18 protein-coding genes and 1 pseudogene are annotated in these 17,493 nt (G+C 39.4%); 8 read left to right on the plus strand and 11 right to left on the minus strand.

Annotated elements, in window-relative coordinates; translation table 11 throughout:
- Positions 1-18: 18 nt before the first annotated feature.
- Genes truA through coaBC form a run of 5 tightly spaced genes read right to left on the minus strand, consistent with a single transcriptional unit; the run spans position 19 to position 4,506 of the window.
- Complete coding sequence (gene truA, locus K0A91_RS07255; protein ID WP_295009467.1) at positions 19-729, minus strand: tRNA pseudouridine(38-40) synthase TruA; 711 nt, start codon at positions 727-729, stop codon at positions 19-21.
- On the minus strand, positions 730-1,749 hold the full coding sequence (locus K0A91_RS07260) for an LptF/LptG family permease (RefSeq protein WP_295009469.1): 1,020 nt from the start codon (positions 1,747-1,749) through the stop codon (positions 730-732).
- Positions 1,749-2,564: an A24 family peptidase gene (locus K0A91_RS07265; protein WP_295009471.1), complete on the minus strand. Its 816-nt coding sequence runs from the start codon at positions 2,562-2,564 to the stop codon at positions 1,749-1,751. Before K0A91_RS07265 ends, K0A91_RS07260 begins: the two co-directional genes overlap by 1 nt.
- A complete protein-coding gene (gene uppS / locus K0A91_RS07270) occupies positions 2,564-3,241 on the minus strand; it encodes a polyprenyl diphosphate synthase (protein ID WP_295009473.1) in 678 nt (225 codons plus the stop codon). Before uppS ends, K0A91_RS07265 begins: the two co-directional genes overlap by 1 nt.
- Positions 3,238-4,506, minus strand: a complete 1,269-nt coding sequence (coaBC, locus tag K0A91_RS07275) for a bifunctional phosphopantothenoylcysteine decarboxylase/phosphopantothenate--cysteine ligase CoaBC (protein ID WP_295009475.1) — start codon at positions 4,504-4,506, stop codon at positions 3,238-3,240. Before coaBC ends, uppS begins: the two co-directional genes overlap by 4 nt.
- 168 nt (positions 4,507-4,674) lie before the next feature.
- On the opposite strand from coaBC, the gene K0A91_RS07280 reads away from it, so the two are divergent.
- Positions 4,675-7,371: an HAD-IC family P-type ATPase gene (locus K0A91_RS07280; protein WP_295009477.1), complete on the plus strand. Its 2,697-nt coding sequence runs from the start codon at positions 4,675-4,677 to the stop codon at positions 7,369-7,371.
- Here the strand turns inward: K0A91_RS07280 and K0A91_RS07285 are convergent.
- Positions 7,361-7,636, minus strand: coding sequence for a CDGSH iron-sulfur domain-containing protein (locus K0A91_RS07285; RefSeq protein WP_295009479.1), 276 nt, complete (start codon positions 7,634-7,636; stop codon positions 7,361-7,363). The genes K0A91_RS07280 and K0A91_RS07285 overlap by 11 nt on opposite strands.
- Positions 7,637-7,757: 121 nt before the next feature.
- Between K0A91_RS07285 and K0A91_RS07290 the strand changes: the two genes are divergently transcribed.
- The 3 genes from K0A91_RS07290 to K0A91_RS07300 all read left to right on the plus strand — a co-directional run bounded on the left by K0A91_RS07290 (position 7,758) and on the right by K0A91_RS07300 (position 9,939).
- On the plus strand, positions 7,758-8,321 hold the full coding sequence (locus K0A91_RS07290) for a YqiA/YcfP family alpha/beta fold hydrolase (RefSeq protein ID WP_295009481.1): 564 nt from the start codon (positions 7,758-7,760) through the stop codon (positions 8,319-8,321).
- A 1-nt stretch (position 8,322) separates the two neighbouring features.
- A complete protein-coding gene (locus K0A91_RS07295; protein ID WP_295009484.1) occupies positions 8,323-9,240 on the plus strand; it encodes a 5'-nucleotidase in 918 nt (305 codons plus the stop codon).
- A gap of 138 nt (positions 9,241-9,378) precedes the next feature.
- The gene (locus tag K0A91_RS07300) at positions 9,379-9,939 is read left to right on the plus strand and encodes a hypothetical protein (RefSeq protein ID WP_295009485.1); all 561 of its coding nucleotides are present in this window, start codon (positions 9,379-9,381) and stop codon (positions 9,937-9,939) included.
- Between the two features lie 131 nt (positions 9,940-10,070).
- On the opposite strand, the gene K0A91_RS07305 is transcribed toward K0A91_RS07300, so the two are convergent.
- Positions 10,071-10,289 (minus strand): cold-shock protein, encoded by a 219-nt coding sequence (locus K0A91_RS07305; protein ID WP_295009487.1) that lies wholly within the window; start codon positions 10,287-10,289, stop codon positions 10,071-10,073.
- Positions 10,290-10,594: 305 nt separating this feature from the next.
- Here K0A91_RS07305 and selD point away from each other — a divergent pair, with 305 nt between their 5' ends.
- Positions 10,595-11,626: a selenide, water dikinase SelD gene (selD, locus tag K0A91_RS07310; RefSeq protein WP_295009489.1), complete on the plus strand. Its 1,032-nt coding sequence runs from the start codon at positions 10,595-10,597 to the stop codon at positions 11,624-11,626.
- Entirely contained in the window at positions 11,627-12,715 is a 1,089-nt protein-coding gene (mnmH, locus tag K0A91_RS07315) for a tRNA 2-selenouridine(34) synthase MnmH (RefSeq protein ID WP_295009491.1), read from the plus strand.
- On the opposite strand, the gene K0A91_RS07320 is transcribed toward mnmH, so the two are convergent.
- Together K0A91_RS07320 and K0A91_RS07325 are read right to left on the minus strand one after the other, a co-directional pair.
- A complete protein-coding gene (locus K0A91_RS07320) occupies positions 12,708-13,892 on the minus strand; it encodes a mechanosensitive ion channel family protein (RefSeq protein WP_295009493.1) in 1,185 nt (394 codons plus the stop codon). The two genes, mnmH and K0A91_RS07320, sit on opposite strands and share 8 nt — an antisense overlap.
- Before the next feature lie 43 nt (positions 13,893-13,935).
- A complete protein-coding gene (locus tag K0A91_RS07325) occupies positions 13,936-14,388 on the minus strand; it encodes a YchJ family metal-binding protein (RefSeq protein WP_295009495.1) in 453 nt (150 codons plus the stop codon).
- Positions 14,389-14,597: 209 nt separating this feature from the next.
- Between K0A91_RS07325 and K0A91_RS07330 the strand changes: the two genes are divergently transcribed.
- Complete coding sequence (locus K0A91_RS07330; protein WP_295009496.1) at positions 14,598-15,227, plus strand: NAD(P)H-dependent oxidoreductase; 630 nt, start codon at positions 14,598-14,600, stop codon at positions 15,225-15,227.
- Here the strand turns inward: K0A91_RS07330 and K0A91_RS07335 are convergent.
- Together K0A91_RS07335 and K0A91_RS07340 are read right to left on the minus strand one after the other, a co-directional pair.
- A complete protein-coding gene (locus K0A91_RS07335; RefSeq protein WP_295009499.1) occupies positions 15,224-15,955 on the minus strand; it encodes an endonuclease/exonuclease/phosphatase family protein in 732 nt (243 codons plus the stop codon). The two genes, K0A91_RS07330 and K0A91_RS07335, sit on opposite strands and share 4 nt — an antisense overlap.
- Before the next feature lie 15 nt (positions 15,956-15,970).
- Positions 15,971-17,308 carry a phospholipase D-like domain-containing protein gene (locus tag K0A91_RS07340; protein ID WP_295009501.1) on the minus strand — a complete coding sequence of 446 codons (1,338 nt, stop codon included), beginning with the start codon at positions 17,306-17,308 and terminating at the stop codon, positions 15,971-15,973.
- A gap of 79 nt (positions 17,309-17,387) precedes the next feature.
- Between K0A91_RS07340 and K0A91_RS11020 the strand changes: the two are divergent.
- Positions 17,388-17,493: pseudogene (locus tag K0A91_RS11020) on the plus strand (manganese-dependent inorganic pyrophosphatase); the annotation flags it as partial.

Genomic DNA, 17,493 nt, shown 5'->3' on the forward strand with positions numbered 1-17,493 from the left:
AATATTAGCAAAAAATAGTTAATATTTTATTTTGGCCAGATAGAGCCCATTGCTCTTCGCTGGTTTTATTTTATGCTTTTTTTTACATGTAAGTTGTTCTGTTATTTCGCTAGCGTTTAGGCTAAGAAGTGCGCCGACCATAACTCTTATCTGGCTTCTTAAAAAGCCGTTTGCCTCAAAGTTTAGTACTATAAATCCTTTGTGTCTGTAGGCAAAAGCTTTGTATATAACTCTGATGGTGCTTTTAATGTCGCTTCCTGTTTTCATAAACTGTTTAAAATCAAATTCGCCGCAAAAGAGTTTTATCTTTTTTTCTATATCAGCAAAATCAACATCATCTAAAAAAGTTACAAAACTCTCCTCAAACGGATTTGATTCTCCCTCTTTTATGATGTATCTGTAAACTCTTTTTTTCGCGCTGTATCTTGCATGAAAACTCTCATCCACGGCGACTATTTTTTTAACATGTATCGAAGGGGGAAACATACCGTTTAGTGCAGATTTTAGCTTCTCTAAATCGCTCCAAAACTCAGGCAAATCTATATGGCAAACTTGTCCGGTTGCATGTACGCCTCTGTCTGTTCGACCGCTTGCAACCACTTTAAAATCAATATTTAGTTGCAGCAATACATGTTCGAGCTGTCCAAGCACCGTATTTCTAGAGCTCTTTTGCGTTTGCGAGCCTAGATATGTGGCGCCGTTATAAGAGAGTGTTAAAGCGCATCTCATCTAAAATTTTGCCACGATTATCTTTTTGTATATGATATATGTAGCAATCAGCCAGCCAAAGGCTAAAACAGGCAGTGTATAAGCAGAGATAACAAGTTGCAGAGCAATTGCCAGAGTGTAGTAGAGAATAATCCCCATAAACAGGAATAGGAAAATCTTCCCTTTTTGATGCCTTGTGTGGACTATTCCGATACTCGCAGCTAAAAATAGGCTGAGTACAGGAAAGATGCTAAAGAGAATATTTGCTATTAGCATCGTTCTCTTTTTTGGCGAAGGAACTTTAGGAAGCCAATACTCCATTGGCGTCTCATATTTGTCCAAATCTGTTTTCATCGTATCGTTGATGTACATAGTCTCAAAGTCAATCTGCGTAAATTTCTCTTTGGAGTAGCTATACCCCTCTCCGGATGTGAGTTTGAGTCTTAAAATTCCTAAATCGTTTATAATCTGGGCTTTGTCTGCACCTATTAAAACCTCTTCGTTTTGATTTTTATTAAACAAAATTACATCTGAATAGGTCTCATCTAGATTGTCTTTTCCGATGTAGAGAAGCCAGTCTCCGAATTTATGTCCAAACTCAGAAGCAGAGAGGTTGAATTTTGCTTCACTCTTTTTATATGAGAGGAAGTTGTAGGATATGATTTTTGCATGAGGAAAGAGAACAAAAAAATTAAACAACAGCAGCAGTGACAAAAATATAGCAGGCGCAAAGAGTGTTTTGAGAATAAATTTTGGGCGAATTCCAAGTGCAAAGATTACAACTATTTCGTTGTCGTTTGAGAGCTTAAATAGTGTGAGCGTGACTGCTACGAAAAAAGAGAGCGGCAAGGTATAAAAGAGAAGTTCAGGCAGCATAAAGAAAAAGAGCTTTGCCATCTCAAATATACTAAGTTGAATCACCGCCGTATATGTTGCCAGTTTTATCAAAAAAACTATTGAAGCAATAGCAAAGAGCGGCAAAAATATTGATAAAAATATAATTGAGAGAGAGTGTTTTATGTAATGTTGAAGTATTTTCATTAGTAGTTTGCCTCAATATATGCGAGGATAGGAGAGTCGTACATGTAGACTATAAATGTAGCCATTGCCAAAAACGGCACAAACGGAACTCTTTGCTCCTCTTTTGAACCGCGCATTACAAAGAGCATTACGGGAAGAGCTAAAAGTGCCGAGAAAAATATTGCAACAAGTGTGAGTTGTACACCAAGCAGAGCTCCCATCGTAGCTGCAACCATTATGTCGCCTTCTCCCATAGCCTCTATAAATGGGTAGGTGTGATAATTTTTAGTCCACGGCGTGATTGTTTTTTTTGCATGTCTGTGGGCTGATGATGTCAACATGTAAGAGATTGAAAATCTAAGCAGAGTAAAACCTCCCGCAAAGAGCATGGCATTTTGGAAGTTTATTGCGATACCGCTTATGCTCCACGCTCCAAATATGGCAAATGTCAAAGCCAAAAGATTTAGGGAATCAGGAACCATTTTATATCTAAAATCTATCATGGAGAGCGCAAGAAGCGTTAAAAAGCTAAATGCTATCAAAATCATAGGAAAATTAAACCCGAACTTTATCGACAAAGCTAAAACTATAAGACCTGAGAGAAGCTCTACAATGGGGTATTGCGGTGATATTTTAGTGTTGCAAAAAGCGCATTTTCCTCTTAGAAAGAGCCATGAAAACAGAGGAATATTGTGCCACGGCTTTAGCTCATTTTTACATGTTGGACAGTGAGAAGAGCCAAAAACAACACTCTCATCCTTTGGAAGTCTTAAAATAACAACGTTTAAAAATGAACCAAGCAGCATTCCAAAAATGAATGGTATTAAAAATTCCACTACTTCAACCCTCCAAATTTTCTCTCAATTTTTGTAAAATCTTTTATAATCTTCTCAAGCTCATCGGTTGTAAAATCAGGCCAAAGCGTGTCGGTGAAAAAAAGTTCCGCATAAGCAACCTGCCAAAGCAAAAAATTTGAGAGCCTGTGGTCTCCGCCTGTTCTTATGAGCAAATCTACATTATGCTTGCAGTCAAGGGCGTTTGAGAGCATCGCTTGAGTTATATCCTCTTCTGATTTTTTAATCTTGTTTATAGCGCGAAGTATCTCATCTTGAGCGCCGTAGTTAAGGGCAAGTGATTGAACTAAGCCGTCGCAGTGGGCTGTTTTTTTCTCAACCTCTTTTATCGTTTTTTGAAGAGATGACGAAAATGCCCTCATATCTCCGATTGGCTCAAAACGGATATTGTTTTTGAGGTATGTGTCAAGCTCGCTCTCTAGATATTTCTGCAGCAGCTTCATAAGGTATTCGACTTCAAGTCTAGGTCTTTTCCAGTTTTCAGTCGAAAAAGCGTAAAGAGTCAGTCTCTCAATGTCGTTGTCCGCTGCACAAAACTCGGTAACAGCTCTCACGACCTTTGCACCCATTTCGTGCCCTTTGACTCGCTTTTGTCCCTGAAGTTCCGCCCAACGGCCGTTTCCATCCATTATGATGGCTATATGTCTTGCTCTGTTCATAGGTTTTTTGCGTGCTCTAAGATTTCAAGGGCGACGGTTAGTTTGTCACCTAAAGGGATACTCTCTTTTTTCTCTTTTACTATAAAATCTATCTTGTTCGTATCAGTTCCAAAGCTTGATGAATCTTTTAGTACGTTAAGGCAAACAGCGTCAACACCTTTTGAGTCTATCATTTTAAGGGCATTTATAACTGCATGTTCTTCGTCCATCTCAGCTTTAAAACCTACCGTTGTTATCTCACTTTTGTCGATTGAGTTTAAAATATCAACGTTTTGTTTTAGTTTTAAATCCCACTCATCACCCAAAGACTCTTTTTTTAGTTTTCCGATTTGCGCATAGCTTGGAACATAGTCGCTCACGGCTGCCGCCATAAAGAGGTAGGGCTTTTTTTGGATAAGATGAATCTGCTCATCTCTCATAAGTGTCGCTTTTGATAGTTTTCCTTTTTTTGCGATGCGTATAGAGTCTTTTAGATACTCAAACATCTCATCCGAACTCTCTGCATGTATTGTGTATAAATCAAGCGGAAGTTCTTTGTCAAACTTCGAAGATATAAGGTTTACGTCAGCGCCTCTGCAGTATAGAGCAGCAGCCAGAGCCGAAGCCATTTTGCCGCTTGAGAAGTTGGATAGATATCTTACGTCATCAATCTTTTCTATAGTTCCGCCACCCGTTACTATAACTCTTCTGTCACTCCAAAACTCATCTCTTAATAGAGCTTTTGCGCAGTGCCAAAAAATCTCAATAGGCTCTGCCATCGCGCCATCACCTACTGTTTTACATGCAAGCTCTTTTGTCTGCGTCTCAATTATCTCATAGTTTGCGATTGCCAACATTTTGAGATTTCCCTTTGTGATGGGATTGTTTATCATATTTGTGTTTGCAGACGGTGCTATTAACTTTAGATGAGGATATGCCAAAGCGCACTCAAGCAGCATATTGTCGGCTATTGCATTTGCCAATTTTGCGATTGTATTTGCTGTTGCGGGAGCTATAATAAAGAGGTCTGCCCATTCCGTAGTTTTTATGTGGTTGTGATTTGTAGCCCAAGATTCGTTTGTGTCGTCCAAAACCTGGTTTGAGGTAAGAGCTTCAAAACTAAGCGGCGTGACAAATTTTTTGGCAGCTTCGCTCATTACTACTTTTACCTCTGCGCCGGCTTTTGTAAGCAGTCTTACAAGCTCGAGCGACTTATAAAGCGCAATAGAACCTGTGACGCCTAAAAGTATCTTTTTGCCTTTTAGTAAATCCGGTGAAATAAGCATAGGTGACCTCGTCAGTTCTGTAACATTTTGGCTGTATTTTAGCAGGAAAAATCTTATTATTTCATTTTGGCGCAATGGACGAGGTTTATAAAAACTTTTGCACATATACTTTTTGCAGATATAATAGTTTTCGTATCAAGTTATTTTGGCGAATAGGGAGTGGGGAAAATGGATCACTATAAATGGCATAGCATAAGCTCTGGGGAGGTCTTAAAGGCTCTGGAGGCGTCGTCTGAGGGTTTAAGCGCCGCAGAGGCCGATGAGAGATTGCAAAAGTATGGGTTAAATAAGCTTCAAGAACAAAAGAAGCAGGGCATAATTGTGCGTTTTTTACTGCAATTTAAAAATCTTTTGATTTATGTTTTGCTCGCGGCAGCAGTTGTTACGGCTATGCTTGACCATATGATAGATACGGTCGTGATTTTGGCTGTTGTTCTTATTAACGCAATTATAGGGTTTGTTCAGGAAAATAGGGCTCAAAATGCCATGGAAGCGATAAAAAAGATGCTTGCTTTCGATGCTATGGTTTTGCGGAATGGACATAAGCAGAAAGTTGCGGGGGAGATGCTCGTTATCGGGGATATAGTTTTTTTGGAGGCTGGAGATAAAGTTTTAGCCGATATCAGGATAGTAGAGAGCTTTGGACTCTCCATTCAAGAGGCGCTTTTAACAGGAGAATCTATCCCGATAGAGAAGAATCCAAAAAGCGTAGATGCCGAGGCTACGATAGGTGACAGAACATCAATGGCGTTTGCGGGAACGTCGGTGGCAGGTGGAAAAGCAAAAGGCGTAGTTGTCGCAACCTCAAACGATACGCAACTTGGAAGCATAAACAGCATGTTAAACAGCGTTGAGATTTTAACCACGCCTTTAGTCGAACAGATGAACAAGTTTGCAAAAGTGCTGACATTTTTTATTATTCTATTTTCATTCTTTGTTTTTAGCATCGGATACTTTTTTCAAGACATCGCTTTTGATGAGATATTTATGTCGATTGTGGGGCTTTTTGTCGCTGCAATTCCAGAGGGTTTGCCCGCTGTTCTTACTATAACTCTGGCAGTCGGTGTTCAATCTATGGCAAAAAGAAATGCGATAGTTAGAAATCTTCCCTCTATAGAGACAATCGGCTCGGTTTCGGTTATATGTTCGGACAAGACCGGCACTCTTACGCAAAACGAGATGATGGTAAGCACTGTCTCTACGCGTGAAGGAGACTTTATAGTTGACGGGGCAGGGTATGAGCCTATCGGAAATTTATATGAAGATGGTAAGGTTGTAGAGGCACAGGATTACAGCTCTATCTCACTGCTTGCAGAGTCCTCGCTTCTGTGCAGCGATGCGCAGCTTGATAATAAAAACGGAGTGTGGGATATATTAGGAAGTCCGACTGAGGGTGCGTTGGTGGCATTTTCGCATAAGATGGGATATAACGGCGACGACCTTCATCCAAAATATAGACGCGACGATATGATAGCTTTTGATTCAAAACACAAGTTTATGGCTACGCTCAACCACAACCATGAGGGCAATTCAAATATAGTAGTAAAAGGTGCCGCTGAAGTAATTTTAAGCAAGTGCCGCCTTGAGTATACAAAAGATGGCTCTAATCAGGCAGTTGATACTCTTTTCTGGGAAGAAAAGGCTAAAAATATGGCGCAAAACGGACAGAGAGTATTGGCTCTAGCGTATAAGATTGTCAGCCCTGAAAAAGCTGCTATGAGTTTTGAAGATATTGAAGAGGATTTGATTTTAATCGGCTTTGTAGGACTTATAGACCCGCCAAGAGTTGAAGCCATAGAAGCTGTACAGCAGTGTTACAGTGCAGGGATAGAGGTTAAGATGATTACGGGAGACCATGCGCTTACTGCTAGCGCAATAGGAAAAGCTATAGGTCTGAAAAACTACGAAAATGTTTTAACAGGTGCAGAAATAGAGAAGATGAGCGATGCGGAACTCAAAGAGGTTGTGATAGATATAGAGATATTTGCAAGAACGACGCCTGAACATAAACTAAGACTTGTTACGGCACTTCAGGCAAACTCGAAAATCGTGGCAATGACTGGAGACGGCGTAAATGACGCTCCTGCGCTTAAGCGCTCAAACGTAGGTATTGCAATGGGTAAAAACGGCACTCAAACGGCAAAAGAGTCAAGCGAATTCGTTCTTGCCGATGACAACTTTGCCTCAATTGTAAGCGCTATAGAGGAGGGGAGAAGAGTTTATGACAATATCAAAAAGGTTATAAGCTGGACACTCCCGACAAATGCTTCTGAAGCTTCCGTAATTATTGTTGCTATACTTTTTGGCATGGCTATGCCGATAACGCCGATACAGATTTTATGGGCAAATATGATAACTGCCGTTACGCTTGGAATTGCTCTTGCGTTTGAGGATGCGGATAAAAACATTATGAAAAAGGCGCCAAAAGCCATTGACGAGCCTCTTTTAAATAGAGATTTGATGTGGCACATACTATATGTGACGATGCTTTTCTTGATGGCTGTTTTTGGAGTATATTACTATGCCATAGAGAATTCGATGAGCGTAGAGTACGCAAGAACGCTCTCTCTAAACACGCTGGTATTTTTGGAGATTTTTCATCTTCTTTATATAAGAAACATAAACACGCTTGATTTAAGACTAAAAGATGTTATGGCAAATAGAGTGGTTTGGAGCGCGATTGGAGTTATATTTTTCGCGCAAATTGCAATCACCTACATCCCAGCGCTTCAAAATATTTTTGCGACTGACGCTTTGGTTGTGTTTGATATTATGATAATGATGATAATCTGTGTAGTGTTTTTTATAGTCTTAGAAGCTGAGAAGCAACTAAGGCTAAGAGTTTTTAAAAAGGTTATGGTTTAACGCTTTTGCCGACTTCCTCATCGGCATACATACTGTGAGTTCCGTCGCAAAAAGGAAAACTGTTGCTTGTTTTGCACATGCAGATATGGTACTGTTTGGTTTTTTCAACAATTACCTTTTTCGGCAAACAGTTAGTTCCCTCGTGGCTTCCATCACAAAAGACACCCTCTTTGCTTCTGCCGCAGGCACAAATATAGTATGGAATCCAAGCGTCAAGCGTAACACCTTTGGGTTTGTTGTTAAATACAATCGCGTCTTTACACATTTTTGGCTCCTTAGGTTTGTATGGAACAATTATAGTTGGAGAACTGCCGTATTGTCAAGGTGATTAAAGTTATATATGATTCGCTATAATAAAAATAAAATATAAACTCGGGAACAGGCAGATGACAATCTACATACACGGTTTTGGCGGCAGCGGATGCGGTGTCAAGGCAAATCTATTTCGCACATACTTCAAGAGCATAAACCAGCCCTTTATCGCTCCGTCTCTCTCATATGTTCCGTATCTGGCTCTAAAAACTTTAGAGGAGATGATAGAGTCTTATAGTGGAAATGTAAACCTTGTAGGCTCCTCTTTGGGCGGTTTTTACGCTATATATTTGGCGCAGAAGTATGATGTAAAAACGGTGCTAATAAACCCGTCTGTAAAGCCTGATGAGACGTTAAAACAACTTCTAGGCATGGCGCCTAATTTTTACGATAACACCATTTTTGAGTGGAGCGAGGCGCATATTGAGATGCTAAAAGATTACAGAGCCGAAGCAAAAAAGCAGGAGAACTTCTTTGTGTTGCTTAAAAAAGGTGATAATTTTCTTGATTACAGAGAGGCTGTAGATAAGCTGCCTCACGCCAGATATATCATAGAAGAGGGTGGCAGTCACAGTTTTGAGAACATTGAGCAATATTTTGATGATATAAAAAGATATTTTTTCGCAGGCGGACGTTAGCATGGCATTTGATTTAAAAAACAAGCTTGTAGTTGCGGTTAGTTCAAGAGCACTTTTTGATTTGGAGACTGAAAATAAGGTTTTTGAAGAGAAGGGTTTGGACGAGTACTACAAGTATCAGCTTGAAAATGAGAACAAAGAGCTCGATAAAGGTACCGGTTTTAGGCTTATAGAGAATCTTTTAAAGATAAACAACTATTTCAGCAAAGATGAGAGGCAGGTCGAGGTTATTGTTCTTTCAAAAAATAACGCTGCAACAAGTCTTAGAATCACAAACGCCATCAATCGATACAACCTTGAGATAGTCCGTTCAGGCTGGACGAGCGGTAGCAATATCTCTGCATATCTTGACGCTTTTAAAGTTGATCTGTTTCTCTCGGCAGATGATGATGATGTCGTAAATGCCCTGCAAAACGGCGTGGCGGCGGCAAAAATACTTCCATCTCACAAGGATGTCCACAATTCACTCGGAGACCAGGTACGCATAGCGTTTGACGGCGATGCAGTTCTTTTTTCGGAGGAGTCTGAGCTTATATATAAAAGAGATGGTTTGGAAGCGTTTATTGAGCATGAGAAGAACAACGCAAACAACCCGATGGAAAAAGGACCCTTTGCAAAGCTTCTGCTGACTATTGCCTCCATTCAGGAGAAATTTAAAGATAAGAAATCCCCTATTAGAACAGCGCTTATAACGGCCAGAAGCGCTCCGGCTCATGAGAGGGTGATTCACACGCTAAATGCGTGGGGTGTCAGGATTGACGAGGCGTTTTTCTTGGGTGGAAGCGAGAAGTATGAGATACTAAAGGCGTTTGGCGCAGATATCTTTTTTGATGACCAAGATGTGCATCTTGATCTCTCATCTTCTGTTGTTCCAAGCGCAAAAGTTATCCACAAGAGCCTTGAAGCCTTAAAAAAGTAGCTCTTAGGGCTGACTTTTGTCTATCTCAACCCCGCCGTTGACAAATCCAGCGTAGCATTGGCGCTTTTGCATTTTAAGCCTCAAATGTTTGGGTATCTATTATGTTATACTTCTTCATTAAAAAACGAGGGTTTAAAAATGAAAAAAATTCTATCTGCCGGGCTTCTTCTTCTGATTTTTTCAGGATGTGTTGATAAAAAGAGTGTTTTGCGTATTGACAATGTAGGTCTGTGTACAAATCCAATGGCTACACTTTATATAAATGATATAAATGTTCAAAACAGTTCTGAGACGTTTAATATCCCTGCTGAGGAGATTAAATCTTCACTCATAGCTGCGTTAAATGAGACAAACTGTTTTGTGGTCTCCACTGCAAAGATGACAAAAGCGTCGTTAGAGTCAAAAAGTGAGTACATGTTAGATGCAAAAGTGATACTTTCTCAGGAAAAAGAGGTTGTTGAAAAGAACATCTTTAAGAAGAGCGAGAGTGAACATTTGACGATGGCTATCTCACTTGCAGCCGGCAACAACGGAAACAAAGTTACAGCAAACGTAAAAAGCGAGCTTTTAATCGATAAGTCAAAATATTTGGGTGTAAAAACAAAATCTGATGTCGAGGGTGATAATAAAACAATAGTTAAAAATGCAACTAAGAAAGTTTCAATCGCTCTGAGCGAGGGCTTTTCTAAACTAAAATAGGGCGCTTAAGCAGCGTCTTGTTTTTTAACATGTAGAAATTGTAAGTGAAGTTTTTGTAAGTTAAGTTGTTGTTGGGAAATAGTTGGGAAAAATATAGGGAGTGAGCGGATAAATCCGCTCAAAAAAAAGTCTTAGAGAGCTGTTACGTTCTCTGCTTGAGGACCTTTTTCACCTTGACCGATTTCAAAAGTTACCTTTTGACCTTCGTCAAGTGAAACACGACCGTAGCCAGTGCTGTTGATTTGACGAAAGTGTACGAATACATCCTTACCGCCATTTTCTTGTTCGATAAATCCGAAACCTTTTTCGCCGTTGAACCATTTAACAGTTCCGTTTACTAATGCTGCCATTGTAATACCTTTGTGTGTGAATACACCACATTGCTGCGGTGGTCTAAAATCTAATATGAAGTTTTTCTTTTAGGCAGATTATACTGTTAACTAGGTCATCAATGTAAAGCAGACTTAAAGATGTAATTCGAATCATCTTTTATTGAGGGAAGTATAGCTAAATAAAAAGTAAATGTATATAGCTGGAGGCAATTCTTTTTAAAGTTGTGTTTTTGTCAGTTTGGCATGAAGTGTAATAAAGATTGAAAACAATGCAAAAGTAGAGTAAAATTGCACAAAGCGAATTATAAAAGATTAGGAAAAAAATGCAAAATATAAAACTAACCGAATATAGTCATGGTGCTGGATGTGGATGTAAAATCTCACCGATGCTTCTTGATGAGATACTAAAAAGCAACCTCTCGAGTACTTTCTATCCAGAGCTTCTTGTAGGAAACGAACACAAAGATGATGCGGCGGCTTATAATTTGGGCAACGGAACTTCAGTTCTCTCAACGACTGATTTTTTTATGCCTATTGTGGATGATGCTTTTACATTCGGGCGAATAGCTGCGACAAACGCACTAAGTGATATTTATGCGATGGGCGGGAAGCCTCTTATGGCAATATCTATCTTCGGATGGCCGATTGACAAGTTAAGTGCGGATGTTGCCCGTCAGGTGATTGAGGGAGGGCGAGCGGCATGTGAAGATGCAGGTATCCCACTTGCAGGCGGACATTCCATAGACTCTCCTGAACCGATTTTTGGGCTTGCAGTGACAGGCATAGTAGATAACGCCAACCTTATGAAAAACTCTATGGCACAGGAAGATTGTCTTATATTTTTGACAAAGCCTATCGGTATAGGCATACTCACAACCGCACAAAAGCAAAAAAAGATAGAAGAGGTTGATATTGATGTGGCGATAGAAGCGATGACAACTCTCAATAAAATCGGTGCAACTTTTGCAAGCTTGAAGAGCGTTGTGACTATGACAGATATTACGGGATTTGGCCTTTTGGGGCATTTGAGCGAGGTGTGCGAGGCAAGCGAAATAAGTGCAAACGTATGGTTTGAGAAAGTTCCGCTTTTGAAAAATGTTGAAAAATACAGAGCTTTAGGCTGCATACCAGGCGGTTCTCGCAAAAACTTTATGAGTTATGGGCATAAAATCTCTCAAATGAGAGAACAACAAAGAGAGATACTATGCGATGCTCAAACTTCAGGAGGACTTCTTGTTTTTGTCAAAAAAGATGGTTTGGAGGAGTTTTATGAAGCAGTGCGTCAAGCAGGCATGAATCTTGAGGCGATTGGCGAAACGGTGGCACGCAAAAAACATCTGGTAGAGGTTTTGTAGGTGTTAGAGTTTTACGATGATTTTAGGTCCATTGTCTTAAATAAAACTCCGCTTATAGATGTGCGCGCACCAGTCGAGTTTAAAAAAGGGGCATTTCTAAATGCCGTAAATCTCCCTATAATGAGTGATGAAGAGCGACATTTGGTAGGTATATGCTATAAAAACAAGGGCAATGCAAAGGCGATAGAACTCGGTCATAAGCTGGTAAGCGGAGATATAAAAGAGCAGCGTGTGCAGGCATGGCTTGATTTTATGGATGCAAATCCAGAAGCGCTTCTCTACTGTTTTAGAGGCGGACAGCGCTCGAAAATAGCACAACAGTGGATTAGCGAGAGCGGCAGAGAGATAATACGCTTAAAAGGCGGCTACAAGGCGTTTAGAGGCTATTTGTTGCGTGAGCTTGAGGATTCTTGTAAACGTTTTAAACCAATAATTCTTGGCGGAAGAACCGGTTCGGGAAAGACAATAGAACTTAGAAAGATGCAAAACGCAATAGACCTTGAAGGGCTTGCAAACCACAGGGGCTCCTCTTTCGGACAGAGAATTACGCCGCAAACCTCACAGATAAATTTTGAGAACAACTTGATATATCAGCTCATTCAAAAGATTGAAGAGGGGTTTAAACATCTTGTTTTTGAGGACGAGGGAAGGCATATAGGCGGTGTTTTTATGCCTGATAGTTTTTTATCCATAATGTCAGAGGCGCCTCTTGTAATTCTTGACACTCCAATAGAAGAGAGAATAGATATAACGCTAAACGAGTATGTAATAGAGGCTCAAAAAAGCTATGAGAGCGCTGGTGTTGAGAATCCGCTTGCTGCATGGCAACAGAGTATTGAGAGCGCCATGTTTCGTATAATTAGAAGACTTGGGAATCAGAAGCACGGCGAACTTACTAAAATCTTTGAAGATGCTTTGCAAAAACAGCAAGATGATGGCTCGTTTGATGGGTATAGAGAGTGGGTTGAGTATCTTCTTGTTCAGTATTACGACCCGATGTATGACTATCAGATACAAAAGCGTTCCGAGCAGATAGCTTTTAGAGGAGATGCCAAAGAGGTTCATAAGTATATAAAGAGCGCTACATAACTCCGAACTCTCCAGATGGTTCTTGATATAGTTTGAGGTCAAACTCTTTTAAGGCGACAAGAAGATGGTCAAAAATATCTGACTGTATATCTTCATACTCCGCCCACTTGTTTTTGTTGCTAAAAGCGTAGATTTCAAGAGGAACTCCTTTTGAAGTCGGCTGCAGTTGTCTGACTAAAAATGTAAAATTTTTGCTGTCTATGTTTTCACTGGCTTGCAAATATCTCTTCACGTACTCTCTAAAAGTTCCTATATTTGTTAATTTTCTTTTGTTTAGGGTTATCTCATCGGTAGTGTCTACCAATTTTTGTTTCTCTTGAAGATAATCTCTTATAATCTCTATTTTGTTTAGCTTCTCCAAGAGCTGAGGATTGCAGAATTTTATTGAGTTTACATCTATAAAAAGAGCTCTTTTTATACGTCTGCCGCCGCTATCACTCATCCCGCGCCAGTTCTTAAAGGAGTTCTCCATAAACTTGTAAGTAGGGATTGTAACAATGGTTTTATCCCAGTTTTGCACCTTTACTGAGTGAAGAGCGATGTCTATGACCTCTCCGTCTGCTCCAAAATTAGGAGCTTCTATCCAATCACCGACTTTAAAGAGGTCGTTTGCTACAATCTGTACACTTGCAACAAGGGATAGTATTGTATCTTTAAATATAAACATTAAAACAGCTGTAAAAGCACCCACACCGCTTAGAACTCCCCATGGAGAAACACCCATTAAAAGACATACGGCGATGATAAAACCTAAAATATATACAAACATCTTTAAAAGCTGAATATACCCTTTTATAGGCTTATCTTTTGATACTTCAAGAGAGTTGTATATCTCTAAAAGGGCAGATAGAAACTTGTCTATGCTTTTTATAATTACAATAGTTATCCAAAAACTGATGATTTGCAACAGCGCGTCTTGCATATATTGCGGATACATGCTCAAGAAGTAGAGAATTACAAGCGGTGGAACAAGGTGGGCAAGCTGTTCAAAAAAACCTACCTTTATGAAATTGTCGTCCCAAGTAGACTTTGTTTTAAATATCAGTTTGTGGATGATTTTTACAATATACTTTTTGGATATAAAGTAGGCGACAATTGATACAATTAGGCTCACTCCTATGACACCAAAGAGCTTTAAAAGAGCCTCAAAATCAATACTTTCGATGATATTTTGCATCTATATTCCTGTTTAAAAGAGTTATGAGTGGAATTCTAGCATATTAATTGTTTTGCTTTGACTCACAGCACTTTTTATACTTTTTACCGCTACCGCAAGGACATCGCTTATTGCGCTCTATTTTAGAGTTATATATTTTGCCGTCTCTGTATAGCCACGCTCCGTCTTCATAGATAAAATTGCTCTTTTCATGCTGAACTTTTGCACCGTTTGCATCTCTGTAATAAGCCTTAAATTCAACAATATTTTTTTCTACATGTAGAATTTCAAGACCGAGCCATTTTACGCTTTTTGCATACTCTCCTATGAGTTCTAAATCATCCTCATATCTGTTCTCTTTTGCAGTTGTTCTTACAATGTAGCCGCCATCGCCGAGCACATATGCGCTGTATCTGCTTCTCATAAGCTCTAATGCGCTTGATGGCTTTGAAACACCGCTTAGATATGATTCGCAACACTCGCTAAACTCTTTTTTGCTGCCACAGTAACACTCCATAGAGACTCTCTTGTTATTAAATAGTTGTTATAGTTTTGAAAGTATATACAATGTTACGCACCAAAACAAACTGGTCCGTTTTAGCGGCAGGGACAAATGTCCCTGCAACCCCCTAAAGCTACCCCTATCTCTCTGATAGGGGAGAATAACTGTTTTTTTTCAAATGTGCGTAAGGTCACGGTATACTATAAAAAATAAGGAGTCATACAATGAGTAAAACATTTAATGAGGCGATGGATTTTAGACATGCGTGCAAACTTTTTGACGAGAATAAGAAGATATCCGACAAGGATATAAGAGAGATACTCGAAGCAGGGCGAAAATCGCCATCATCATTTGGCATGGAGCCGTGGAAGTTTTTGGTTATCACAAATGAGGAGCTAAAGGCTAAAATCAGACCTTACTGCTGGAATCAACCGCAAATTACATCTTGCTCTCACTTAGTTGTAGTTTTGGCTGCGATAGAGAGTGTCAAAGTAGAATCAGGCATACCCGCAAAGAGATTTTTGCGTCGAGAAATGCCAAAAGAGAAGCTTGATTTTTACATAGATTTGTATGCAAAACATCTTCAAAAAACTCTTGAGTGTGATGAAAATATACTTTGTTGGACTGCAAGACAGACCTATATCGCTGCGGCAAATATGATGACGTGCGCTGCAACGCTAGGCATCGACAGCTGCCCTATTGAGGGGCTTGAGAAGGAGAATGTAGAGAGAGTTTTAAATCTTGACACTAAAAAATATCAGCTCTCCTTGATACTGCCGTTTGGGTACAGAGTGGATGAGCAATCGTCTCAGTTGAGACTAGATTTTGATGAAGTGGTAGAGTTTATAAATTAGCGTTTGAACTTAGCGATAATCGGGTTATGGTCTGATATCTTTTTGCTGTCTATGACGGTTGAGAATGTCAGCTCCAAACCTCTATAAAAGATATAATCAAGCGAGTTTGAAAAAATCTTTTTTATATCCTTTTCGCTCTCAAACCCCACTTTTTTTAACTCTAAATCATTGCTGAACTCGTTTAGATACTGAACTCTTTTTAGGTTCCATGTGTTGAAATCTCCCGCAACTATCATAGCTCCGCCGTGTGATTTGATGCTCATGTATATATTGTTAAGCTCATGTTTAAAATCACTGCTATGCACAAAATTTATGGCATGCAGATTTACTATAAGAAGCGTCTCTTCGTCCGAGATTTTATGATGTGTAATAAGCGAAATCTTGTGTGTAGCGCATCGCAATTCACGCTTTTTTGTAAGCAGTGATAGTTCGTTGTGGCATGAGCTCTTAAAGGCGCTCAAAACTCCGAAAATATGTTTTTTTGTCTCAATATTTGGCGATAAAACATAGGAGTACTCATGAAGCTCAAGCTCATGAGAGAGACTTTTTTTTACCTCTTGCAGAAGCAAAATATCCAAATCGTACTTTTTTATAAGAGTGTTTACAAAATCTTTGTAAGAGCTCTTAAGTGTAAGTTTTGCGACATTCCAGCAAAGAATTGAAAACTCGCTCTCAAGCTCTGTTTCTTGATGTTTTAGTGATTTTACAAAACTGTTTGGTTTGAACATATTATAGCTTTGGCATTAAAGCTGAGGCGCCATAATTCGCATAAGGTTTTCAAAAACTCTTCTCAAGTCAGACACATCTTTTGTTCCAAAAGAGGAGTTTGCTATAAGTTTATCCGCCCACTCCTCTATCTCTTTTATAATCTTCTCGGAGTAAACAAAGAGAGCCACCTCGTAGTTTAAAAAGAGGCTTCTGTTGTCAAAGTTTACACTTCCAAGCACAACGCTTTTACCATCAAAAAGTATAGCTTTTGCATGAAGCATCGCTCCGTTGTAGAGATGGATTTTTATGCCCGCTTCTTCAAGCTCTCTCATGTACGAACTTCTTACAAGATTTACTATCGTATGGTTTGCCTCTTTTGGCGTAATTAGTCTGACATCTACTCCTTTGTGGTGAGCGATGATGAGTGCCTCAATAAGAGAGTTGTTAGGAATGAAGTATGGTGTAATAATGTAAATACGCTTTTTTGCGCTGTATATTGCCAGGAGGAGCTCTTCATAAAGGGCGTCTCTCTCCATGTCAGGCCCAGATGGAACGACTTGCAGATAGATGTCACCATCTGATTCTTTTTTATCTCTGCTAAACTTCAATCTCTCATCTGAAGCGTAGAACCAGTCTGAGGCAAATATTTCAAAATATTGCTCAACGGATGACCCATTAATAAGAAACATGATATCTTCCCATCTTGTTTGGCTGAAAACTGGTCCTATGTACTCATCGGAGAGATTTGCCCCTCCGCTTAAAACTTTTTCATTGTCAAAAATATAGATTTTTCTGTGGTTTCTTAGGTTTATGTAGTTTCTAAATGGCATCTGAAATATCGGCATGAAAAACTCTATCTCAATACCTGCTTTTTTTAGCTCTCTTAGTCTGTATTGAGTGAGATACAAAATGATAGAGCCAAGAGAGTCTATAAGTATCTTTATCTCTACGCCTTCGTGCGCCTTTTTTATCAAGGCTTGAACAATCTCTTTTGTCACTTTGTCATACTCAAATATGTAGGTGCTTATGTAGATTGAGCTTTTTGCATTTTCTATGCACTCCATAAATGCCACGTATGCTTTTGTGGAGTCTGTATATATCTCAAAGTGCCTATTTTGGTCGTTGGGCTGGGTTTTAAGCTTTAGGGAGCTCTTTTTATACCTGTTTTTTCTTTTTCTCAAACCTATTATAAGATAGAGCGGAATAGAGATGTACGGAATAAGAATGATGGAGAGGAGCCATGCTATGATGGCGCTTGGCGAGCGTCTATGGTAGAGCATGTGAATGAGTATAGTGATGATTAAAAGACCGCCAAAAATTATTAAACCGTGGTACAGATATATATATTGTGCGTTGCTTAGCTCTTCATTCATTGGAAAATTATATCATTTTTGTTAAACATTTGTTTTAATCTTTTTAAGTATAATTGTGAAAAATTTAAAGGCTATTGACATGTCAACATATATTTTTGGTCACACAAACCCAGACTCAGACTCCATAGTTGGGGCTATCTCTCTAACTTATCTTAAAAATCAGCTCGGCGAAGATTGCGTAGCTA

It is taken from the genome of Sulfurimonas sp. (assembly GCF_019429335.1).
In the GTDB taxonomy this organism is placed as follows: domain Bacteria; phylum Campylobacterota; class Campylobacteria; order Campylobacterales; family Sulfurimonadaceae; genus Sulfurimonas.